Below are 17,553 nucleotides of genomic sequence, written 5' to 3' on the forward strand. Positions count from 1 at the left end.
GTCAGCCGCGCCGCCCGCCGCCGAGCAGCCCGCCCAGGATGTCGATCAGCACGTCGCCGGAGGCACCCCCGGACTGCTGCCGACCCTGATCCTCCTGCGGCGCCGGTTCGTCGTCCAGTGGGATCGTGTCCGCGGCCGGGGCGTCCGGATCGTTCGGGTCGCCCCCGGGGGAGGGCGCGGGCGGGGCCGGCGGCGCCGGGGCCGGGGTCTGCTGCGGGGCTCGCTGCTGCGGCGCCGGGTCCTGGCGGCGCGGTGCGGGTGCGGGCTGTTCCGGTGCGCGCTGACCGGAGCCGCCACCGAGCATGTCGAGCAGGATGTCCGGCAGCGACGGGCCCCCCTGCTGGCGTCCCCCGGAGCCGCCGCCCGCCGCGCCGCCGAGGCCGGACAGGATCGGGCCGAGGATGTCGCCGTACTGGCCCTGGGAGAGCCGCTTGCCGAGGTAGGCGAGCACGATCGGGGCCAGGATCGGCAGCAATTTTTCACCAGTGAGGAATTCCCGCCGGCGAACTGGCTGCCCAGGGTCTGCGTCACCGCGTCGGTGTTGTTGCCGAACACGTTGCGCACGATCGCCTGACCGTCGTCGGTGTCCACCATCTCGAGGTCGACCCCGCCGGCCAGCAGGTCCGAACCGGAGTGGTTGTCCAGGGCGGTGGCCAGCGAACGGACGCCGCCCGGGTCGTCGGCGTTGGCCGACATGCCGGTGATCAGGGCTCCGACCAGCTGTTCGGACAGCGCGGACACGGTCTGCGGATCGGCCCCCACCTGGTCGGCCAGCTGGTCCATCGGTACGCCGCTGAGGATCTCGTCCACTTTGTTCATGGTGCAACCCCTTCTGGGCGACCCCGGAGGTCGCGCCGGGACCACGCTAGTGCGCGCCGACCGCCGTCGGGAAGACCCCGTCCTGGCCGGTCGGCCGCCGGGTCAGTGACCGCCCCAGGCGCCCGGTCCGGGGCGGTGCTCGCGGCGTACCGTGCGCCAGTAGGACTTCCAGCCACCGGCCCGCGGGCGGTCGCTGGGCGGGGTGCTGTCGCCGTTGGCGGCGGAGGCCGCCGAGAGCACGGTGACGATCGCCGCCAACTCCTCGGCCGACGGCGAGCCGGAGACCACCTCGAAGGTGGGGGTGGCCGGGCTGTCTGCCTCACTCATCTGCTGCTCCTCGCCGCTCACGAATTCTCGCCGGTCACAGGGGGATGTTGCCGTGCTTCTTGGGCGGCAGCGATTGCCGCTTGGTGCGCAGCAGGCGCAGCACCCGGACGATCTCCGAACGGGTCTCGTGCGGGTGGATCACCTGGTCGATGTAGCCGCGTTCGGCTGCCACATAGGGATTCGCCAGCTCGTCGTCGTATTCCTGGATCAGCTGTGCGCGCAGCTCGTCGGCGTTGTCGGCCTCGGCAAGCGCCTTGCGGTGCAGGATGTTCACGGCTCCCTGGGCGCCCATCACCGCGATCTGTGCGGTCGGCCAGGCCAGGTTGATGTCGGCGCCCAGGTGCTTGGAGCCCATCACGTCGTAGGCCCCGCCGTAGGCCTTGCGGGTGATCACCGTGACCAGCGGAACGGTCGCCTCGGCGTACGCGTAGATCAGCTTTGCGCCGCGGCGGATGATGCCCGCGTGCTCCTGGTCGACCCCCGGCAGGAAGCCGGGCACGTCGACGAAGGTGAGCACCGGGATGTTGAACGCATCGCAGGTCCGCACGAAGCGGGCCGCCTTCTCGGAGGCGTCGATGTCCAGGCAGCCGGCGAAGTGCATCGGCTGATTGGCGACGATCCCGACCGCGCGGCCCTCGACCCGGCCGAAGCCGGTGATCACGTTGGGCGCGAACAGCGGCGAGGTCTCGAAGAAGTCCTCGTCGTCCAGCACGCTGGAGACGACCGTCTTCATGTCGTAGGGCTGGTTGGGGGAGTCCGGGATCAGCGTGTCCAGGGCGAGATCCGACTCGGTCGGGGTGAGCAGCTCGTCCTCGGTCTCGAAGATCGGCGGATCCTCGAGATTGTTCTGGGGCAGGAATCCCAGCAGATCGCGGACGTAGTCGATCGCCTCCTGCTCGTCACCGGCCAGGAAGTGGGAGTTGCCCGACTTGGTGTTGTGGGTACGCCCGCCGCCCAGCTCCTCCATCGACACGTCCTCACCGGTGACGGTCTTGATCACGTCGGGTCCGGTGATGAACATCTGCGAGGTCTGGTCGACCATCACCACGAAGTCGGTCAGCGCGGGGGAATAGACGTGCCCGCCGGCCGCCGCGCCCATGATCAGCGAGATCTGCGGGATCACCCCGGAGGCGTGGACGTTGCGGCGGAAGATCTCGCCATAGAGGCCGAGTGAGACCACACCCTCCTGGATCCGGGCGCCACCGCCCTCGTTGATCCCGATCAGCGGGCAGCCGACCTTGAGTGCCAGGTCGATCACCTTGACGATCTTCTCGCCATAGACCTGTCCGAGCGAGCCGCCGAAGACGGTCACGTCCTGGGAGAACACGCACACCGGGCGGCCGTTGATCGACCCCATCCCGGTGACTACGCCGTCGCCGTAGGGCCGCTTGGCCTCCATCCCGAAGCTGGTCGAGCGGTGCCGGGCGAACTCGTCGAGTTCGGTGAACGTGCCTTCGTCGAGCAGCAGCTCGATCCGCTCCCGGGCGGTGTGCTTGCCCTTGGCGTGCTGCTTCTCCACGGCCTTTGTCGAGCCCGCGTTGACGGCCTCCTCGGTACGCCGGTCGAGATCGGCCAGCTTCCCCGCGGTGGTGTGGATGTCGATGTCCATAGGCGGCACCCTAGCGGCCCGGCGGGCGGTCTGGCGGATCGTTCGCTGGGTCTGTGGCGCCCTCAGCTACCACAGTCGCAGTTCAGAATGTGGTTTCACTGAGTGAGACCGATCCTTGGCGGTGGGGGATGCCGCCTGTTTCATGAGCTGAATCCCGTAACCAAGTCGGGAAACCAGGAGAGCCGACAGTTCGGCGCTCGTCTGAAAGGGGGCCACCGATGGAATCTGATCTCCCTGTTCTCGATCTGGAGGCGGTCGTCCAGGAGCTTCTGGAAACGGGCAAGCAGGTCAAGGTCCTGTGGCAACACCCGGGCTCACTGGCTTTCGTCGCGAAGGGCCGCGACTATCGAAGTGAGTTTCATGTGAACGCCAGTGACGAGGTCACCTACATGATCCGCGGCACGATGCGGCTGCACCATCGCACGCCTGACGGGGTGGAGAGCGTGACCGTGATTCCCGCGGGCGCGACGAACTGGATGCCGCCCAATACCGAGCACTCGCCCAGGTTCGACTCGAGTTCGTTCGCTCTAATTCTCGAGCGTGGAAGGACCGTCGGGGAGGTTGATCGGTTCCGCTGGTACTGCCCTGAGTGCGGAGAGTCTCTGCACGAGGAGGAGTTCGTCGTCGACGATTACACCAAGGACCCGGTGTCCAAGGCGTATGCCAGGTTCTTCGACTCAGAGGCGGCCCGGACCTGTGACCAATGCGGGCACCTGATGCCCCGACCGGATTGATACTCGGCTGGCCAGCGCCAAGCTCAGCCGGCCACCCTAAGACGACCATCACCTTCTAATCACCGATCGGCTCCGTCCTGGGGCGGGTCGTGCGCGCCCTCACGCCACCAAACACGGGGTCACGGACGCGTCAATCACTACGCAACAGGAGCCGATCTTGAAGACCAACAATCCCCGAGTGATCACCACCGACAAGGCCCCGACCACCGGGTTTTCTGAAGGAACGAAGGCGCCGCTGTCGATGGCGATCGCCCACAACGGCCTGCTATTCGTCTCCGGCCAAGGACCCCTGGATCCGGAAACTCACACCATCGTCTCCGACGACTTCGAGGAACAGACCAGGGTTACGCTGCAGAATCTGCTGCTGGTGGTCGAGGCAGCTGGCTCGACGATCAACGACATCCTGCGCTGCAACGTCTACGTGCGCGACATGGAGAACTTCAAGAAGTTCAACCCGATCTACCGTGAGTTCTTCTCCCGGGCCAGTCACTTCCCGGCCCGCACCACGGTCCGCGCAGATCCTCCGCGTGACGGTGTGCTCGTCGAGATCGACTGCATCGCCGCAATCTCGGAGTGAAACGGGCGAGCATGAAAATGTCGGTCGTCATCATCGGAGCCGGACCCGCCGGTCTTCTGCTGGGCCGGCTGCTGAGCTTGGCCGGGGTCGACAACATCATTCTGGAACTGCGTAACCGACAGTACGTGGAGGACCGGATCAGGGCCGGCATGCTGGAGCATCCCACCGTGCAACTCCTCGAGGCTGCGGGGGTCGCGGACCGATTGCATCGTCAAGGCCAGTTTGACGAGGGCTTCGAGCTGCGCTTCGAGGGAGATCGGATCTGGCTACCCACTGCCAACCTGACCGGTGGCCACAAGACGGTGCTCTACCCCCAACAGGAGGTGGTCAAGGATCTGCTGGATGCACGCGACAAGACGGGAGAGCCGATCGTCTTCGAGGCAGGTGATGTGGCGCTGCACGAAGTTGACTCCGACCACCCCTGGGTTACCTGGACCGACGCCAACGGCGCCCAGCAGCGGCTCGAGGCGGACTACATCGCCGGATGCGATGGCTTCCATGGGGTCGCGCGGCAGACGATCCCGGCCAAGCTGAGGAAAGAGCATCAGCGTGACTACCCCTTCGGCTGGTTGGGCATTTTGGCCGATGTCCCGCCCTCGACCCGGGAGTTGATTTACGCCCACCACGACAACGGTTTCGCCATGCACAGCAGACGCTCACCCACACTCAGCCGGCTGTATCTCCAGGTCACACCGGACTGTGATGCGCAGAACGTTAGCGATGAACGCATTTGGTCCGAACTCCAGACCCGTCTGGCCACCCGCGACGACTGGACCTTGGCCGAAGGGAGAATTCTCAGCAAGAGCGTCACTGCCATGCGCTCTTTCGTCGTTGAGCCGCTGCAGTACGGGAGACTCTTCCTCGCAGGCGATGCCGCCCACATCGTGCCGCCGACCGCGGCCAAGGGGCTCAACCTCGCGGTTGCCGACATCTCGGTGCTGTCCGAGGCACTGATCCATCGCTATCGCACCGGCGACTCCGCGTTGCTAGACGGATATTCGGCCAAGGCGTTGGACCGAATCTGGCGGGCCCAGGAGTTCTCCCGGCATATGACCGACCTTCTCCACCATGTGCCGGGTCGCATCTTCGATGCCCGACTGCAACGCAGCCGGGTGCTGAACCTGATCTCCTCAGAGAGCGCAATGGCCGCGTTCGCTGAGATCTACGTCGGGCTGCCGTTTGGCGGGAACCCGGAACGATTTCTCTGACCACCTCACCCATCGACCAAGGACGATCGCATGCTGACTAGACTTCGCGCCATCCCCCTCGCAGCGGCCACCATCTTGGCCCTGACCCTTTGCGCCTGTGGAGGCGGCGCAGCGCCGAGTAAGGACCAGCCGACCAAGCTCACCATCGGGCTGATCCCCATCGTGGATGTCGCCCCTCTCTATCTCGGTATCAAGCAGGGATACTTCAAGGAGGAGGGCATTGAACTGGATCCAGTGCTCGCCGCCGGCGGTGCCGCAATTGTGCCCGCGGTGACCAGCAACAGTTACCAGATCGGTTTCTCCAACAACGTGTCGCTGATCATCGGCGTCTCCAAGGGGTTGCCCCTGCAGATGGTCTCTCCGGGCGTCGCGATCTCCCCGGCCAACCGGTCAAGCAACGCGGCCGCTGGCTACTGCAGCGTGGTAACCGCCGGCGACAGCGCCATCAAGGGTACCGCGGACCTGCCCGGAAAGACCGTGGCGGTGAATACCCTGAACAACATCGGCGATGTAACCATCCGGGCTGCCCTTGAGGCCGAGGGCGTCAACCCGGCCGGCGTACGCTTCACCGAACTGCCCTTCCCGGACATGGTCGCCGCAGTCGAGCAGAAGCGCATCGACGCCGCATGGGTCTGTGAACCATTCGTCACCAAGCTGACGGGGAACGGCGCCCGGGCTATCCTCGACAACTACGCCAAGACCGACCCGAACCTGTCTGTAGCCTCCTACTTCGCCGCCAAGCCCTGGGCGCAGAAGAACCCCGAACTGCTGGCAGGATTCCGGCGGGCGATGGACAAGTCGATGAAGTTTGCCAGCCAGAACCCGGACGCGGTGCGGGCAGTGCTGCCCGAGTACACGTCCATCGACCCCGCGACCGCCTCGAAGATCGGACTACCCTCCTTCCCGACCGACTTCAATGAGCCATCGCTCAACAAGCTGATCGAGCAGAGCAAGAAGCAGGGGCTACTTGGCGATAAACCAGTCACAGTCCAGTCGCTCACCGCCAAGCAGTGAGACTCGTGATCCGATGACCCGAACGGCACTGGGAAACACCGCAGTCGGTCAGGCGCCAGGCAAGGGGGTCCTGGTCCTGGGTGACCTGCGCACGATGGACCCGGTGAACCCCCGCGCCCGCGCGATGGCGGTGCGAGATGGCCAGATCCTTGCCGTCGGAGAGCCTGGCCAGGTGGCGGGCCGCTTGCCCGCGGGGACACCGGTGTTGGACTGTGGCCGGCAGGCCGTCATGCCGGGATTCATCGACTCGCACCACCACCTGCTCTGGACCGGGATGGCTGCGGTCAGAGTCGACCTGGGCGCGGCCGACTCGATCGCCGAGCTGAGCCGCCGGTTAACAGGCTGGGCGGACCAGCATCCCCACCGTGAGTGGGTGGTTTCCGCCGAGGGTTGGGAGGTGGCCGACCTGGCCGAACGGCGCTACCCGACGCGTTTCGAACTGGACCGCTGCTGTCCTGGTCGCCCGGTTTACCTACCCCGCGGCGGACATGCGGGCGTGGCCAACTCCGTGGCGCTAGCCCGGGCCGGGATCAGCGACGATACTCCAGATCCACGAGGTGGGATAATCGAACGAGATCACACCGGGGCTGCCACCGGGCTCCTGCTGGAACGCGCCCGAGACCTAGTGGCCACCCACGTGCCGCCACCAACGCTCAACGAACGGTTGGACGCCTTGGATGCAGCCCAGCAGACTTGTCTCGGGCAGGGCATCACCAGGATCCTGGACCCCGGCCTGACCCACGAGGAGGTCGACGCCTACCTCACCGCGCGGGACAGCGGGCGGCTTCGGCTGCGGGCAAGTCTGCTCGGCCTGGTCACTTCCGGGCCCGATGCGGTGGCCGAGGCCGCCAGTTTCCTGCCGCTGATCCGCGATCCCGGCTGGGACGATCGCCTGCGGCTCTGCGGGTTGAAGGTGTTTGTCGACGGCGGAGGTTCGCTGGGCACCGCTTGGCTCACCAAGGAGTATCCGGGCCTCAACGGCTACCACGGTGAGCGTCTCATCGAAAAGCCGGACCTTGATGCGCTGCTGGCCTATGCAGCAGAGCATGGCGTGCCAGTGGGCGCACACACCGTCGGGGACGCCGCCATCGACGCGGTACTCACCAGCATCGCTGGGCTGTCCTGCGGGACCGACTTGGCGCCGGGCCACTTCTCGCTGATCCATGCGTATCTGTGGCCGAGTACGGCCAGCCTGGGGCTGGCGGCCGAACGAGGGGTGGCGGTGGCGGCCCAGCCGGGAATGTACGCCCGCTTCGCCGAGACCCTCGCCCAGCGTTTCGGCTGGTCGGCCACGGAGGCCGCAAGTCCGTTGCGCTCGTGGCTGGAGGCCGGGGTGATACTGGGCGGTGGATCTGACTCTCCGGTGACCACGTCCAGCCCGCTGGGTGGGATCCACGACGCCGTCACCCGCGACCACAAAGGACGCGTCCTGGGGCCGGGGGAGCGCCTGGATCGCCAGCAGGCGGTGGAAATGTATGCCGGCGGTGCGGCGCTGATCGCACAGGTTGGGGGTCAGGAGGGAATCCTACGGCCGGGGGCCCGGGCGGACTGGGTTGTGCTGGAGGGAGATCCGCTTACCTGTCGGGACGACGAACTGCCCGGGTTGGAGGTGCTCGCCACCGCCGTCGCCGGGGAGATCGTGCACCGCTCACCCGGTTGGACGCACGGGGGTTGCGGGCTTGGGACGTCCGATGAATGAGTCCGTCACAAGCCACCCGCCGACGGCGGCGAATGGTGCGGGCATCCGCCGGTTCCGGAACAGCCTGCTACGCCTGCCCGCTGCGGTGATGGGGGTCTTCGGCACCCTGGTCTTCCTAGCGCTATGGGAGATGGTGCCACGGGTGGAGATTGTCTCGGCCCGATACCTTCCGCCGCCGAGCGCGGTCTTCGGCGCACTGCTCACCGACGTCACCGGCGCGCGTTTCTGGATGGCGGTGCTGGACACCATGACCGGTTGGGGGATCGGGCTCGCGATTGCTGCTGCTGCAGCGATCGTGCTGGGCATGGTGATCGGCAGCTCGACGTTTCTGCGCCGGTCGACGGCATCGACCATCGAGTTCTTGCGGCCGATCCCTTCGGTGGCGCTGATCCCGCTGGCAGTACTGATCTTCGGGGTGGAACTCGAGTCAAAACTCCTGTTGGTCGTTTACGCGTCCTTCTGGCAGATCCTGATCCAGGTGCTCTACGGAGTGGCCGATGTCGATCCGGTCGCGGCGAACACCGCCCGCAGCTTTGGGCTGAGCAGCTATCGCGCCCGCCTGCGGCATGTCGTGTGGCCTACGACACTGCCGTACCTGATGACCGGGCTTCGGTTAGCCGCCTCGGTGGCCCTCATCCTTGCCGTGACCGCCGAGCTTCTGATCGGGACGCCAGGACTTGGCCGTGAGATCGCGCTGGCCCAGTCGGGCGGAGCCACCGTTCACATGTACGCCTTGGTGCTGGCAACAGGTTTGCTGGGTGTGCTGATCAATGTTGGGTTCCGCACCCTGCAGGGCAGGTTGCTTGGGTGGCACTCCTCGGTCCGTGGCGAGATGGTGGTGTGAGATGAGTGTGCTGAAGAAGATCTGCTACTTCCTGGGGCTACCTCTTCTACTGATCGTGCTGTGGTGGCTGTTCACCGTGGACAGCGATAGCTTCTGGGTGCCGCGGCCCGCAGAGCTCGTGGAAACCTTCGTCAAGGTCTGGATCGGCCCCCGGTTTGTCGTGGACGTGCTGCCTTCGCTGTTGCGGCTGCTGGTCGGGCTTCTGGTGGCCACTGTGCTCGGCGTCGGACTGGGATTCGGCATTGGGTCCAGCCGAATCCTGCGCCGGACGAGCGAACCGGTGCTGGAGTTGTTTCGGGCCATCCCGCCGCCGGTGCTGGTTCCGATCCTGATCCTGCTGGTCGGGGTGAACGATGGGATGAAGGTTTTGGTGATCGTCTCCGGCAGCGTCTGGCCAATCTTGCTGAACACCATCGAGGGGGTCCGCTCGATCGATGAAGTGCTTGATGAGACTGCCAAGGTCTATGGCATCCACGGACGTTGGCGGATCATTGCACTCACCCTGCCAGCGGCTAGCCCGTTCTTTATGGCTGGAATCCGCCAAGCGCTGTCGATCGGGCTCATCCTGATGGTCATCTCGGAGATGTTCGCCTCCTCCTCAGGGCTGGGTTTCACCATCGTCTCCTTCCAGCGTTCTTTTGCGGTCCCGGAGATGTGGACCGGCATCGTGTTGTTAGGGGTAATGGGCGTTCTGCTGGCCGCGCTCTTCTCGGCGGTGGAGAAGCGCGTGCTTCGTTGGTACTACGGACTGAAAGAGGTCGAGCACAGTGAATGACACGCCCATTTCGGCTGCCGCATCCCGGAACGGATACGAGCCCCTGCTCTCGGTACGCCAGGTGCAGAAGATCTATCCCAGCGCGGGAGGTCCTGTGGAGGCGGTGCGCGACCTTACCTTCGATCTGCGACGCGGTGAGCTCGCCTGTATCGTCGGGCCCTCGGGGGCGGGAAAGACGACCCTGCTGAAGATCATCGCCGGGCTCTTGGCACCTACCTCTGGCGAAGTCGTGTTGGAAGGCCGACAGGTGACTGGGCCCCCCAAGACGATGGCAGTGGTGTTCCAGGAGTACGGTCGCTCATTGTTCCCGTGGCTGACAGTGCGAGGCAATGTGCAGCTCCCATTGAGAAACGCGAGGGTCCCTTCTGCAGAGACTAGTCGGCGGGTGAATGATGCACTGTCGGCTGTGGGGTTGGAGCACGCCCGAGACCGCTACCCCTGGCAGTTGTCCGGCGGTATGCAACAGCGCGTCGCGATCGCTCGTGCCGTGGCGTACGAACCACACATCCTGCTGATGGACGAACCGTTCGCCGCGGTGGATGCCCAGACCAGGGCTGATCTGGAGGACCTGGTTCGAGACCTGTGGCACCGGCTGGGGGTGACGGTGCTTTTCGTCACCCACGACATTGACGAGTCCGTCTATCTCGGGCAACGGGTGCTGGTCCTGTCCGCGAGCCCCACAGTGGTGCAGATGGACGTGACGATCGACCTGCCCGATGAACGCGATCAGCTCGGCACTCGGTCTGCAAAGCGGTTCGCCGAGCTGCGATTGCTCATTCACGAGCAGATCCAGCTTGCAAAAGCGGGTGCCTCCGTCGCAGCTGCCGAGAAGGGCTGAGCGGGTAGCAACGCCCGGGTAATGTTAATGGTCCAGCTTTCCCCATGCGTAATCTCTCGGCGAGAGGAGGATATCGTGGACTCCGGGCGGGTTCGATCAGGCATCCTCAGTCGCAGCCTCGATATTCTGAGCGCGTTCGGGCCGGGCGACGTGACGTTACCTCCGGCTGAGCTGGCCCGGCGAGCAGGGCTGTCCAAGGCCACCGGGCACCGGATCGTGCAGGAGATGGTCAGTCTGGGAGTGTTGGAACGCAGCACCGCCGGAGTTCGGATCGGGATGCGGATGTTCGAGATCGGCCAACTCTTCCCACTGCATTCACCGTTACGGGCAGCGGCACTGCCATTCCTCAGTGATCTGGCAGACACCACTGGCGGGGCACTGCATCTGGCGGTGCTCGACGGCGAGGAGGTCGTCTATCTAGAGATCGTGCAGCCAATCAAGGGCCTGTCGTCGCGGCCCGGCGGTCGGTTGCCGGCAATATCGACAGCGGCGGGTTGGGCGATCCTCGCATTCTCACCAGAGCCGGTTATTGCCCAGGTATTGCAGCGAGCCGGTGTACCCGGCAGAGTCCGCAACAGACCACCAACGAGGGATCAACTGGCGCAGGTCAGGGCGCTTCGCTATGCCGAGGATCCCGAGGGTGACCGCGGGCCGGTGGTTGCGGTCGCGGTGCCTGTGTTGAATCTCGAGGGGTACGCTGTCGCGGCACTCTCGCTCCTGTACCCGGCTGGAGCGCCCCAGCTGTACCGGTTTGTGCCTGCGCTGCAGGTGGCCGCAAAAGGACTTGGCCGCGCTCTTGCTCGGCCCCGGGAGGATTGAGGCTCGGCTAGCACGAGCGGATCCATTCAGGCAGCGCCTGCCTGGAAGAGGTGACGGCCACTAGTCCGACCTGCCACCGGGGCCACGCGGGCGTGGCTCCGCCCCAGTTAGGCTCAACCCGTGCCCGCGAACCAACCACCCGATCCAAATCGCCTCCGCGACCTGCTGGCCACCTCAGATTGGTGGTCGATCGAGGTGCTGCCGGAGGTCGGGTCGACCAACCGCGAGCTGGCGCTGCGGGCGGCGGCTGGGGCCGTGCACGGGAGCGTGCTGATCACCGACAATCAGACCGCAGGACGCGGCCGGCTGGATCGCAGCTGGACCACCCCGCCGGGGGTGGCCGTGGCCTGCTCGGTGTTGGTGCGACCACCGGCGACGATTCCCTTGGGACATTGGCTGTGGCTGTCCCCGGTGTTGGGGTTGGCGGTGAGTCGAGGCGTACGCCGCTTCAGCGGCCTGGCCGTGCAGCTGAAGTGGCCCAACGACGTGCTGGTTGCCGAACGAAAGCTGTCTGGGCTGCTCGCCGAACGCGTGGACACCGGCGGCCACGCCGCTGCGATACTCGGCTTCGGGATCAACGTCACCGCCAGCGCCGAGGAACTGCCCGTCCCGACGGCCACCTCGCTGCTGATCGAGGGCGCGCCCACCGACGCCACCGAACTACTCGCCCATGTGCTCGCAGAGCTGGCCGCGCTGTGGCGGCTGTGGCAGCACGACCTCGCCGCCGTGCGGGCGGCGTACCGCGCCGAGTGCGACACGGTCGGACGCCGCGTCCGGGTGCTGCTCGGCCCCGACCGCGAGCTGGTCGGCACCGCCATCGGCGTGGACGACAGCGGCAGCCTGCTGGTCGAGACCGGCAGCAACGTGCAGGCGTTCCCCGCCGGTGACGTCACCCACCTGCGCACGGCTGATTAGACTCCCGAACAGGTGCAGCGGACGGAGCGGTCATGGGCGTTTCGGCGAAGGAGTTGGCCGAGGGCGAGCGGGTGGTGCTCAACCTGCGCACCCACCCCAAGGCGCTGTGGCTCCCGTTTGCGGGACTGCTGACCGTGCTGGCGTTGCTGGTAGTCGGGCTGGTGTTCATGCCGCCCACCTGGCAGCCCGTCGGGGTGATCGTGCTGGTCGCCGTGGTTGTCCTGCTCACCGTGCCCGTGTTCGTTGCACCGTTGCTGAAATGGCGATCGCGCACCTACACCATCACCGACCGGCGGATCATGACCCGGCAGGGGATCCTCAACCGCACCGGCCACGACATCCAGCTGCGCAAGGTGAACGCCGTCGCCCAGGAGCGCAGCCTGAGCGACCGGGTGCTCGGCTGCGGCACGCTGAAACTGGACACCGCCTCTGAGGCCGGCACCGTGGTGCTGCCCGATGTGCCTCGGGTGGAGGAGGTCGCGCGGGCGATCAACCAACTCCTCTTCGACACCGACGACAGGAGCGACCACTGATGAGCGTCCGACTCGAACGGCACGGCGACCACGTCGTCGAGCTGGTGATGGACCGGCCCGAGGCGATGAACGCGTTGTCCACCCAGCAGGCGAAAGAGCTGATCGCCGCCGCCGACGAACTGGCCGCCGACCGCGGCGTACGCGCGGTGGTGCTCTCCTCGGCGCTGCCGAAGGCGTTCTGCGTCGGGGCCGACCTGAAGGAGCGGAATTCGTTCTCCGACTCGGATCTGGAGGACCAGCGCGGGATCTTCCGGCGCTGCTTCGGCGGGCTGATGCAGCTGCCGATGCCGACGATCGCCGCCGTGGAAGGGTTTGCGCTCGGTGGCGGGTTCGAGCTGGCGCTCTGCTGTGACCTGATCCTGGCCTCCGAGACCGCCGTGTTCGGGCTGCCCGAGATCGGGGTCGGGGTGATCCCCGGCGGCGGCGGTACGCAGAACCTGTCCCGCCGGGTCGGGCTGGCTCGCGCCGCCGACGTCATCTTCACCGGCCGCCGGGTGAGCGTTGACGAGGGACTCGACTGGGGGTTCGTGGCCCGCCGGGTCTCCGCCGGGGAGGCGGCCGCCGAGGCAGTCGCGCTGGCCGAGGTGGTGGCGGGCAAGTCGCCAGTGGGGGCGCGGGCCGCCAAGCGTGCGCTGCACACCGGTTTCGACCTACCACTGGGCCAGGGCCTCGACCTGGAGCACGAGGGGTGGCAGGACACCGCGTTCTCCGCCGACCGCCGCGAGGGGATCGCCGCGTTCAACGAGAAGCGCACCCCCAACTGGCCCGGCTGACCTCCCGCCCCGGCGAAGGTCAGGACGGATTGTTCCGGCGCCCGACGGTGGCATTCGGGACCGCGCGATCAGCAGGATGGGACCAACCCCGAGGGATTGGAGCCCCGATGAGCACCGCAGTCACCCGCCAACGCCGGATCAAGCGGCCCGTGGCCATCGCCGCCGGAGTGCTCGCCCTGACCATCGCCGGTGGCGTCGGCGTCGCGGTCGACCAGGCGGTCGCCGCCCCGAGCCAGATCAGCGCCTCCGACACCGACGCCTATCCGGTGCTCCGCGAGGGCGCCGGGGGCCAGCGGGTGCGGATCCTGCAGCACCTGCTGTCGGCGCACGGGATCGCCACCTCGGTGGACGGGTCCTTCGGGCCGGGCACCGAGCGCTCGGTGCGCACCTTCCAGTCCCGCCGCGGCATCACCGTCGACGGCACCGTCGGCCCGCAGACCTGGTCGCGCATCCTGGTGGTGGCCCGCGAGGGAAACCGTGGCCCCGCGGTGAAGGCGATCCAGGAGACGCTGAACGCCAACGGCGCCCGGCTGCAGGTCGACGGTTCCTTCGGCCCGGCCACCAAGAAGGCCGTGATCTCTTTCCAGGACGCGAAGAACCTCGACTCCGACGGCGTGGTCGGACCGAACACGTGGGGGGCGCTGCTCGGCGTCAAGGGCGGTTCAACCACACCGACGCCCCCGCCCAGCACGGGAACCGGCAGCCCCGGCCCGGACACCCGCTATCCGAACCCGAAGCGCACCTACGCCAACGGCAACGTGCCCAGCAGCCAACTGTGCCGGGTGCCCGGCGCCAGGTCCGACGCCTGGCGGATGAGCTGCCGCGCTGTGCCCGACTTCAAGGCGATGAACGCGGCGTACAAGAAGCAGTTCGGGATGGATCTCGAGGTGGACCACCTCACGCTGACCGCCTATCGCACCGTCGCCGATCAGCGCCTGCTCTACAACAAGTACGGTCCCGGACGGGCCGCCAAGCCGGGCACCTCCAACCACGGTTGGGGGATGGCGCTGGACATCAACATGCGCCGGGGCGGTGCCGGGTCGCACCAGTCGGCCACCTACAAGTGGCTGCACGCCAACGGACCGAAATATGGCTTCCGCGACACCGTCCCGCACGAGGACTGGCACTTCGACTACCAGCGCTGAGGTCACAGCTCGGCACTCGGTCGCGCTCGCCCGATGAGGGCGATCCGTGCCGTACAGTGATCCGGTGCCTCAGGACCAACCCGCCGGCGAGCCGCATGCCGTCCACAACATCGAGTTGCCGGTGAGCGACCGGGAACCGGCCGATGAACCGGGGCTGAGTCTGTTCACGCAGCTGGTCCGGTTCACCCTCACCGGCGGGCTCTCGGCGATCGTCGACTTCGGCTCGCTGTGGCTGATGACCCACCTGATGGGGATCCCGGACAACCTGGCCAAGGCGATCTCGTTCATCCTCGGCACGACGACGGCGTACGCCATCAACCGGCGCTGGACCTTCCAGGCCGCCCCCTCGACCAGGCGACTGGTCGCGGTGTGGGTGTCCTATCTGCTCACCTTCGCGCTGCAGGTCGGCCTGTACGCCCTGACCCGGCCGTGGCTGCAGAGCCACTTCGAGTGGTCGATCGCCCAGCTGATCGCGTTCGTGATCGCCCAGGGGGCCGCCACGATCTGCAACTTCGTGATTCAGCGCTGGGTCATCTTCAAGCTGATCTGACCCGATCGAGAAAGGCGACGATGTCGCCCAGCTCCTCACCGGCGATCGCGTGCCCGCGGCGGTAGTGGTGCCGCTCGACGGCGAAGTGCTCGTCCAGCCAGGGGATGCTGCGCTCCCGCTTGGCGGCGGCGATCACCTGGTCCTCGGTGCCGATCGTCTGCAGCAGCGGCAGCCGCGGCTCGCGGGCGGCCAGCTCGGCGTCCCCGGGCAGTTCGCCGGCGTGCACGAACGAGGACAGGTGGCACACCGAGGCGAACCGCTGCGGCGCCAGCCGGGCCAGCTGGACGGCCAGCGCAGCCCCCTGGGAGAAGCCGAGCAGGTGCACCGCCCGGGGCTGCTGCTCGAGCCCGTCCAGCCAGCCGAGCACGGCCTGGGCGGAGGCGTCGATCCGGCTGTGGTCGGTGCTGTCCACGGCCGGGTTGAACTCGAACCAGGAGCGGACGCCATCGGGCGACTCGGTAGGCGCCTCCAGCGAGGCGACGGTGGCCCACGTGGGCAGGTGCGGTGCCAGCGCGAACAGATCGGCGGCGTTGGAGCCGAAGCCGTGCATCAGCACCAGCAGCTCTTCGCCGCCCTCCCGCCAGAGCACGGCATGCGGGTCGATCGTCAGGTTCGTCACGTGGCAAAGCTTAGGGCATCCGCCGCGCAGCCCATTAGGCTGACCGGGTGCCAGAATCCCGCTCCTTCGTCGTCGGCGTGATCGGCGGCGGCCAGCTCGCCCGGATGATGTACGCCCCTTCGATCAAGCTCGGGATCACCCTGCGCGTGCTCGCCGAGGGACCCGACGTCAGCGCCGCCAGGGTGTTCGGCGACGTCGTCGTCGGCGACCACGACGACCCCGACACCGTGCGCGCCTTCGCCGCCGACTGCGACGTCATCACCTTCGACCACGAGCACGTGCCGACCGGGCTGCTGCGCGAGCTGGAGGCCGCCGGGGTGCAGGTCCGGCCCGGGCCGGAGGCGCTCATCCACGCCCAGGACAAGGCCGTGATGCGGGAGCGGCTGGCGGCGTGCTCCCCGGCGTTTCGGATCGTGCAGCGCGTCGAGGACCTGCTCGCCTTCGGGGAGCAGCAGGGCTGGCCGATCATCGCCAAGATCGCCCGCGGCGGCTATGACGGCAAGGGGGTGTGGAAGCTCGGCTCGCCCGAGGAGGCGTGCGAACTCTTCGCCGGGGTCGGTGAGGGGACTACCATCGTCGCCGAGGAGCTGGTCGACTTCGCCCGCGAGCTGTCGGCGCTGGTGGTGCGCTCGCCGTCCGGGCAGGCGGTGGCGTACCCGATCAGTGAGTCGATCCAGCGCGGCGGGATCTGCACCGAGACGATCACCCCGGCTCCCGGTCTGAGCGAGGAGCAGGCGATGGCCGCCCAGCAGCTCGCGCTGCGCGTCGCCGATGAGCTCGGCGTGGTCGGGATGCTCGCGGTGGAGCTGATGGAACGCCGCGACGGGTCGGTGGTGATCAACGAGCTGGCGATGCGCCCGCACAACACCGGGCACTGGTCGATCGACGGGGCGCACACCTCCCAGTTCGAGAACCACCTGCGCGCCGTGCTCGACCTGCCGCTGGGCGACCCGACCGCCCGGGCCCCGTGGACGGTGATGGCCAACGTGCTCGGCGGCACCGTCGAGGACCTGCCGAGCGCCCTGCTGCACTGCTTCGCCCGCGACCGTCGGCTGCGGGTGGAGCTCTATGGCAAGGAGGTGAAGCCCGGCCGCAAGGTCGGGCACGTGGTCACCTTCGGCGACGACCTCGACGCGGTACGCCGCCGCGCCCAGCACGCCGCAAACTATCTGATGGGGGTTGAAGGACATGACTGACACCGGCAGCGAGCAGTTGGCGAGCGGAGCGAGCGCGGGGGTTCCAGGTGGTCGTCCCCCTGGCCGGGTCAGAGTCGGCATTGTGATGGGGTCGGATTCGGACTGGCCGACGATGCAGGCGGCCGCCGAGGCGTGCGCGGAGTTCGATGTGGCCCACGAGGCGGACGTGGTGTCCGCCCACCGGATGCCGACCGAGATGCTCGACTATGGGCGTACCGCGCACGAGCGTGGGCTGGAGGTGATCATCGCCGGCGCCGGCGGGGCCGCGCACCTGCCCGGCATGCTGGCCGCGGTCACCCCGCTGCCGGTGATCGGCGTACCCGTGCCGCTGAAATATCTGGACGGGATGGACTCGCTGCTGTCGATCGTGCAGATGCCGGCCGGCGTACCGGTGGCCACCGTCTCCATCGGCAACGCCCGCAACGCCGGGCTGCTGGCGGTGCGCATCCTCGCCGCCGGTGACCCCGAGCTCACCCGGCGGGTGCTGAAGTTCCAGGAGTCGCTCGCCGCGGCCGCCCGGGCCAAGGGAGAGAAGGTACGCCGCGGCTGAGCCGCCGGC

Annotated in this window: 21 protein-coding genes and 1 pseudogene; 16 read left to right on the plus strand and 6 right to left on the minus strand. The window is 67.4% G+C overall.

The window, feature by feature from the left end:
* Window position 1: 1 nt before the first annotated feature.
* From CGZ93_RS19475 to CGZ93_RS11220, 4 genes and pseudogenes are all read right to left on the minus strand, one after another.
* Entirely contained in the window at window positions 2–475 is a 474-nt protein-coding gene (locus CGZ93_RS19475) for a hypothetical protein (RefSeq protein WP_229117379.1), read from the minus strand.
* A 14-nt stretch (window positions 476–489) separates the two neighbouring features.
* Window positions 490–819, minus strand: a pseudogene (locus CGZ93_RS20105) (DUF937 domain-containing protein); the annotation flags it as partial.
* Window positions 820–921: 102 nt separating this feature from the next.
* A complete protein-coding gene (locus CGZ93_RS11215) occupies window positions 922–1,146 on the minus strand; it encodes an acyl-CoA carboxylase subunit epsilon (RefSeq protein WP_094364483.1) in 225 nt (74 codons plus the stop codon).
* 34 nt (window positions 1,147–1,180) lie between these two features.
* Complete coding sequence (locus CGZ93_RS11220; protein WP_094364222.1) at window positions 1,181–2,755, minus strand: acyl-CoA carboxylase subunit beta; 1,575 nt, start codon at window positions 2,753–2,755, stop codon at window positions 1,181–1,183.
* Window positions 2,756–2,973: 218 nt separating this feature from the next.
* On the opposite strand from CGZ93_RS11220, the gene CGZ93_RS11225 reads away from it, so the two are divergent.
* The 4 genes from CGZ93_RS11225 (at window position 2,974) to CGZ93_RS11240 (ending at window position 6,288) form a co-directional block, all read left to right on the plus strand.
* Complete coding sequence (locus tag CGZ93_RS11225) at window positions 2,974–3,489, plus strand: cupin domain-containing protein (RefSeq protein WP_094364223.1); 516 nt, start codon at window positions 2,974–2,976, stop codon at window positions 3,487–3,489.
* 157 nt (window positions 3,490–3,646) lie between these two features.
* Window positions 3,647–4,066 carry a RidA family protein gene (locus CGZ93_RS11230; RefSeq protein ID WP_229117380.1) on the plus strand — a complete coding sequence of 140 codons (420 nt, stop codon included), beginning with the start codon at window positions 3,647–3,649 and terminating at the stop codon, window positions 4,064–4,066.
* Between the two features lie 11 nt (window positions 4,067–4,077).
* Window positions 4,078–5,274 (plus strand): 4-hydroxybenzoate 3-monooxygenase, encoded by a 1,197-nt coding sequence (locus tag CGZ93_RS11235; protein ID WP_094364224.1) that lies wholly within the window; start codon window positions 4,078–4,080, stop codon window positions 5,272–5,274.
* A gap of 30 nt (window positions 5,275–5,304) precedes the next feature.
* Window positions 5,305–6,288, plus strand: a complete 984-nt coding sequence (locus CGZ93_RS11240) for an ABC transporter substrate-binding protein (protein ID WP_094364225.1) — start codon at window positions 5,305–5,307, stop codon at window positions 6,286–6,288.
* On the opposite strand, the gene CGZ93_RS20110 is transcribed toward CGZ93_RS11240, so the two are convergent.
* Window positions 6,272–6,511, minus strand: a complete 240-nt coding sequence (locus tag CGZ93_RS20110; protein ID WP_407643946.1) for a hypothetical protein — start codon at window positions 6,509–6,511, stop codon at window positions 6,272–6,274. The two genes, CGZ93_RS11240 and CGZ93_RS20110, sit on opposite strands and share 17 nt — an antisense overlap.
* On the opposite strand from CGZ93_RS20110, the gene CGZ93_RS11245 reads away from it, so the two are divergent.
* The 10 genes from CGZ93_RS11245 to CGZ93_RS11290 all read left to right on the plus strand — a co-directional run bounded on the left by CGZ93_RS11245 (window position 6,413) and on the right by CGZ93_RS11290 (window position 15,179).
* A complete protein-coding gene (locus tag CGZ93_RS11245) occupies window positions 6,413–7,987 on the plus strand; it encodes an amidohydrolase (protein WP_267489734.1) in 1,575 nt (524 codons plus the stop codon). The two genes, CGZ93_RS20110 and CGZ93_RS11245, sit on opposite strands and share 99 nt — an antisense overlap.
* Window positions 7,980–8,831, plus strand: coding sequence for an ABC transporter permease (locus CGZ93_RS11250; protein WP_229117381.1), 852 nt, complete (start codon window positions 7,980–7,982; stop codon window positions 8,829–8,831). The genes CGZ93_RS11245 and CGZ93_RS11250 overlap by 8 nt, the downstream gene beginning before the upstream one ends.
* A 1-nt stretch (window position 8,832) precedes the next feature.
* A complete protein-coding gene (locus tag CGZ93_RS11255) occupies window positions 8,833–9,606 on the plus strand; it encodes an ABC transporter permease (protein WP_094364228.1) in 774 nt (257 codons plus the stop codon).
* Window positions 9,607–9,667: 61 nt separating this feature from the next.
* Window positions 9,668–10,444, plus strand: coding sequence for an ABC transporter ATP-binding protein (locus tag CGZ93_RS11260; protein ID WP_229117382.1), 777 nt, complete (start codon window positions 9,668–9,670; stop codon window positions 10,442–10,444).
* A 75-nt stretch (window positions 10,445–10,519) separates the two neighbouring features.
* Complete coding sequence (locus CGZ93_RS11265; protein ID WP_176451734.1) at window positions 10,520–11,263, plus strand: IclR family transcriptional regulator; 744 nt, start codon at window positions 10,520–10,522, stop codon at window positions 11,261–11,263.
* A 120-nt stretch (window positions 11,264–11,383) separates the two neighbouring features.
* On the plus strand, window positions 11,384–12,178 hold the full coding sequence (locus CGZ93_RS11270; protein WP_094364230.1) for a biotin--[acetyl-CoA-carboxylase] ligase: 795 nt from the start codon (window positions 11,384–11,386) through the stop codon (window positions 12,176–12,178).
* Between the two features lie 32 nt (window positions 12,179–12,210).
* Window positions 12,211–12,711 (plus strand): PH domain-containing protein, encoded by a 501-nt coding sequence (locus tag CGZ93_RS11275; protein ID WP_094364231.1) that lies wholly within the window; start codon window positions 12,211–12,213, stop codon window positions 12,709–12,711.
* Window positions 12,711–13,484, plus strand: coding sequence for an enoyl-CoA hydratase/isomerase family protein (locus CGZ93_RS11280; protein ID WP_094364232.1), 774 nt, complete (start codon window positions 12,711–12,713; stop codon window positions 13,482–13,484). Before CGZ93_RS11275 ends, CGZ93_RS11280 begins: the two co-directional genes overlap by 1 nt.
* 107 nt (window positions 13,485–13,591) lie before the next feature.
* Window positions 13,592–14,629, plus strand: coding sequence for a peptidoglycan-binding protein (locus CGZ93_RS11285; protein ID WP_094364233.1), 1,038 nt, complete (start codon window positions 13,592–13,594; stop codon window positions 14,627–14,629).
* 64 nt (window positions 14,630–14,693) lie between these two features.
* Window positions 14,694–15,179 (plus strand): GtrA family protein, encoded by a 486-nt coding sequence (locus tag CGZ93_RS11290; protein WP_094364234.1) that lies wholly within the window; start codon window positions 14,694–14,696, stop codon window positions 15,177–15,179.
* Here the strand turns inward: CGZ93_RS11290 and CGZ93_RS11295 are convergent.
* On the minus strand, window positions 15,166–15,798 hold the full coding sequence (locus CGZ93_RS11295) for an alpha/beta hydrolase (protein WP_094364235.1): 633 nt from the start codon (window positions 15,796–15,798) through the stop codon (window positions 15,166–15,168). The genes CGZ93_RS11290 and CGZ93_RS11295 overlap by 14 nt on opposite strands.
* A 104-nt stretch (window positions 15,799–15,902) precedes the next feature.
* Here CGZ93_RS11295 and CGZ93_RS11300 point away from each other — a divergent pair, with 104 nt between their 5' ends.
* Window positions 15,903–16,994, plus strand: coding sequence for a 5-(carboxyamino)imidazole ribonucleotide synthase (locus CGZ93_RS11300; protein WP_094364486.1), 1,092 nt, complete (start codon window positions 15,903–15,905; stop codon window positions 16,992–16,994).
* Window positions 16,987–17,544 carry a 5-(carboxyamino)imidazole ribonucleotide mutase gene (gene purE / locus CGZ93_RS11305; RefSeq protein WP_094364236.1) on the plus strand — a complete coding sequence of 186 codons (558 nt, stop codon included), beginning with the start codon at window positions 16,987–16,989 and terminating at the stop codon, window positions 17,542–17,544. The genes CGZ93_RS11300 and purE overlap by 8 nt, the downstream gene beginning before the upstream one ends.
* Window positions 17,545–17,553 lie beyond the last annotated feature (9 nt).

The sequence above is a fragment of the Enemella dayhoffiae genome (assembly GCF_002250625.1).
Taxonomy (GTDB): domain Bacteria; phylum Actinomycetota; class Actinomycetes; order Propionibacteriales; family Propionibacteriaceae; genus Enemella; species Enemella dayhoffiae.

Coding starts and splice junctions, on each gene's coding strand:
- CGZ93_RS11275 (WP_094364231.1), top strand. CDS start 12,211: ATGGGCGTTTCGGCGAAGGAGTTGGCCGAGGGCGAGCGGGTGGTGCTC.
- CGZ93_RS11250 (WP_229117381.1), top strand. CDS start 7,980: ATGAATGAGTCCGTCACAAGCCACCCGCCGACGGCGGCGAATGGTGCG.
- CGZ93_RS11215 (WP_094364483.1), bottom strand. CDS start 1,146: ATGAGTGAGGCAGACAGCCCGGCCACCCCCACCTTCGAGGTGGTCTCC.
- CGZ93_RS11225 (WP_094364223.1), top strand. CDS start 2,974: ATGGAATCTGATCTCCCTGTTCTCGATCTGGAGGCGGTCGTCCAGGAG.
- CGZ93_RS11255 (WP_094364228.1), top strand. CDS start 8,833: ATGAGTGTGCTGAAGAAGATCTGCTACTTCCTGGGGCTACCTCTTCTA.
- CGZ93_RS11245 (WP_267489734.1), top strand. CDS start 6,413: ATGGCGGTGCGAGATGGCCAGATCCTTGCCGTCGGAGAGCCTGGCCAG.
- CGZ93_RS11300 (WP_094364486.1), top strand. CDS start 15,903: ATGATGTACGCCCCTTCGATCAAGCTCGGGATCACCCTGCGCGTGCTC.
- CGZ93_RS11240 (WP_094364225.1), top strand. CDS start 5,305: ATGCTGACTAGACTTCGCGCCATCCCCCTCGCAGCGGCCACCATCTTG.
- CGZ93_RS11280 (WP_094364232.1), top strand. CDS start 12,711: ATGAGCGTCCGACTCGAACGGCACGGCGACCACGTCGTCGAGCTGGTG.
- CGZ93_RS11235 (WP_094364224.1), top strand. CDS start 4,078: ATGAAAATGTCGGTCGTCATCATCGGAGCCGGACCCGCCGGTCTTCTG.
- CGZ93_RS11220 (WP_094364222.1), bottom strand. CDS start 2,755: ATGGACATCGACATCCACACCACCGCGGGGAAGCTGGCCGATCTCGAC.
- CGZ93_RS11285 (WP_094364233.1), top strand. CDS start 13,592: ATGAGCACCGCAGTCACCCGCCAACGCCGGATCAAGCGGCCCGTGGCC.
- purE (WP_094364236.1), top strand. CDS start 16,987: ATGACTGACACCGGCAGCGAGCAGTTGGCGAGCGGAGCGAGCGCGGGG.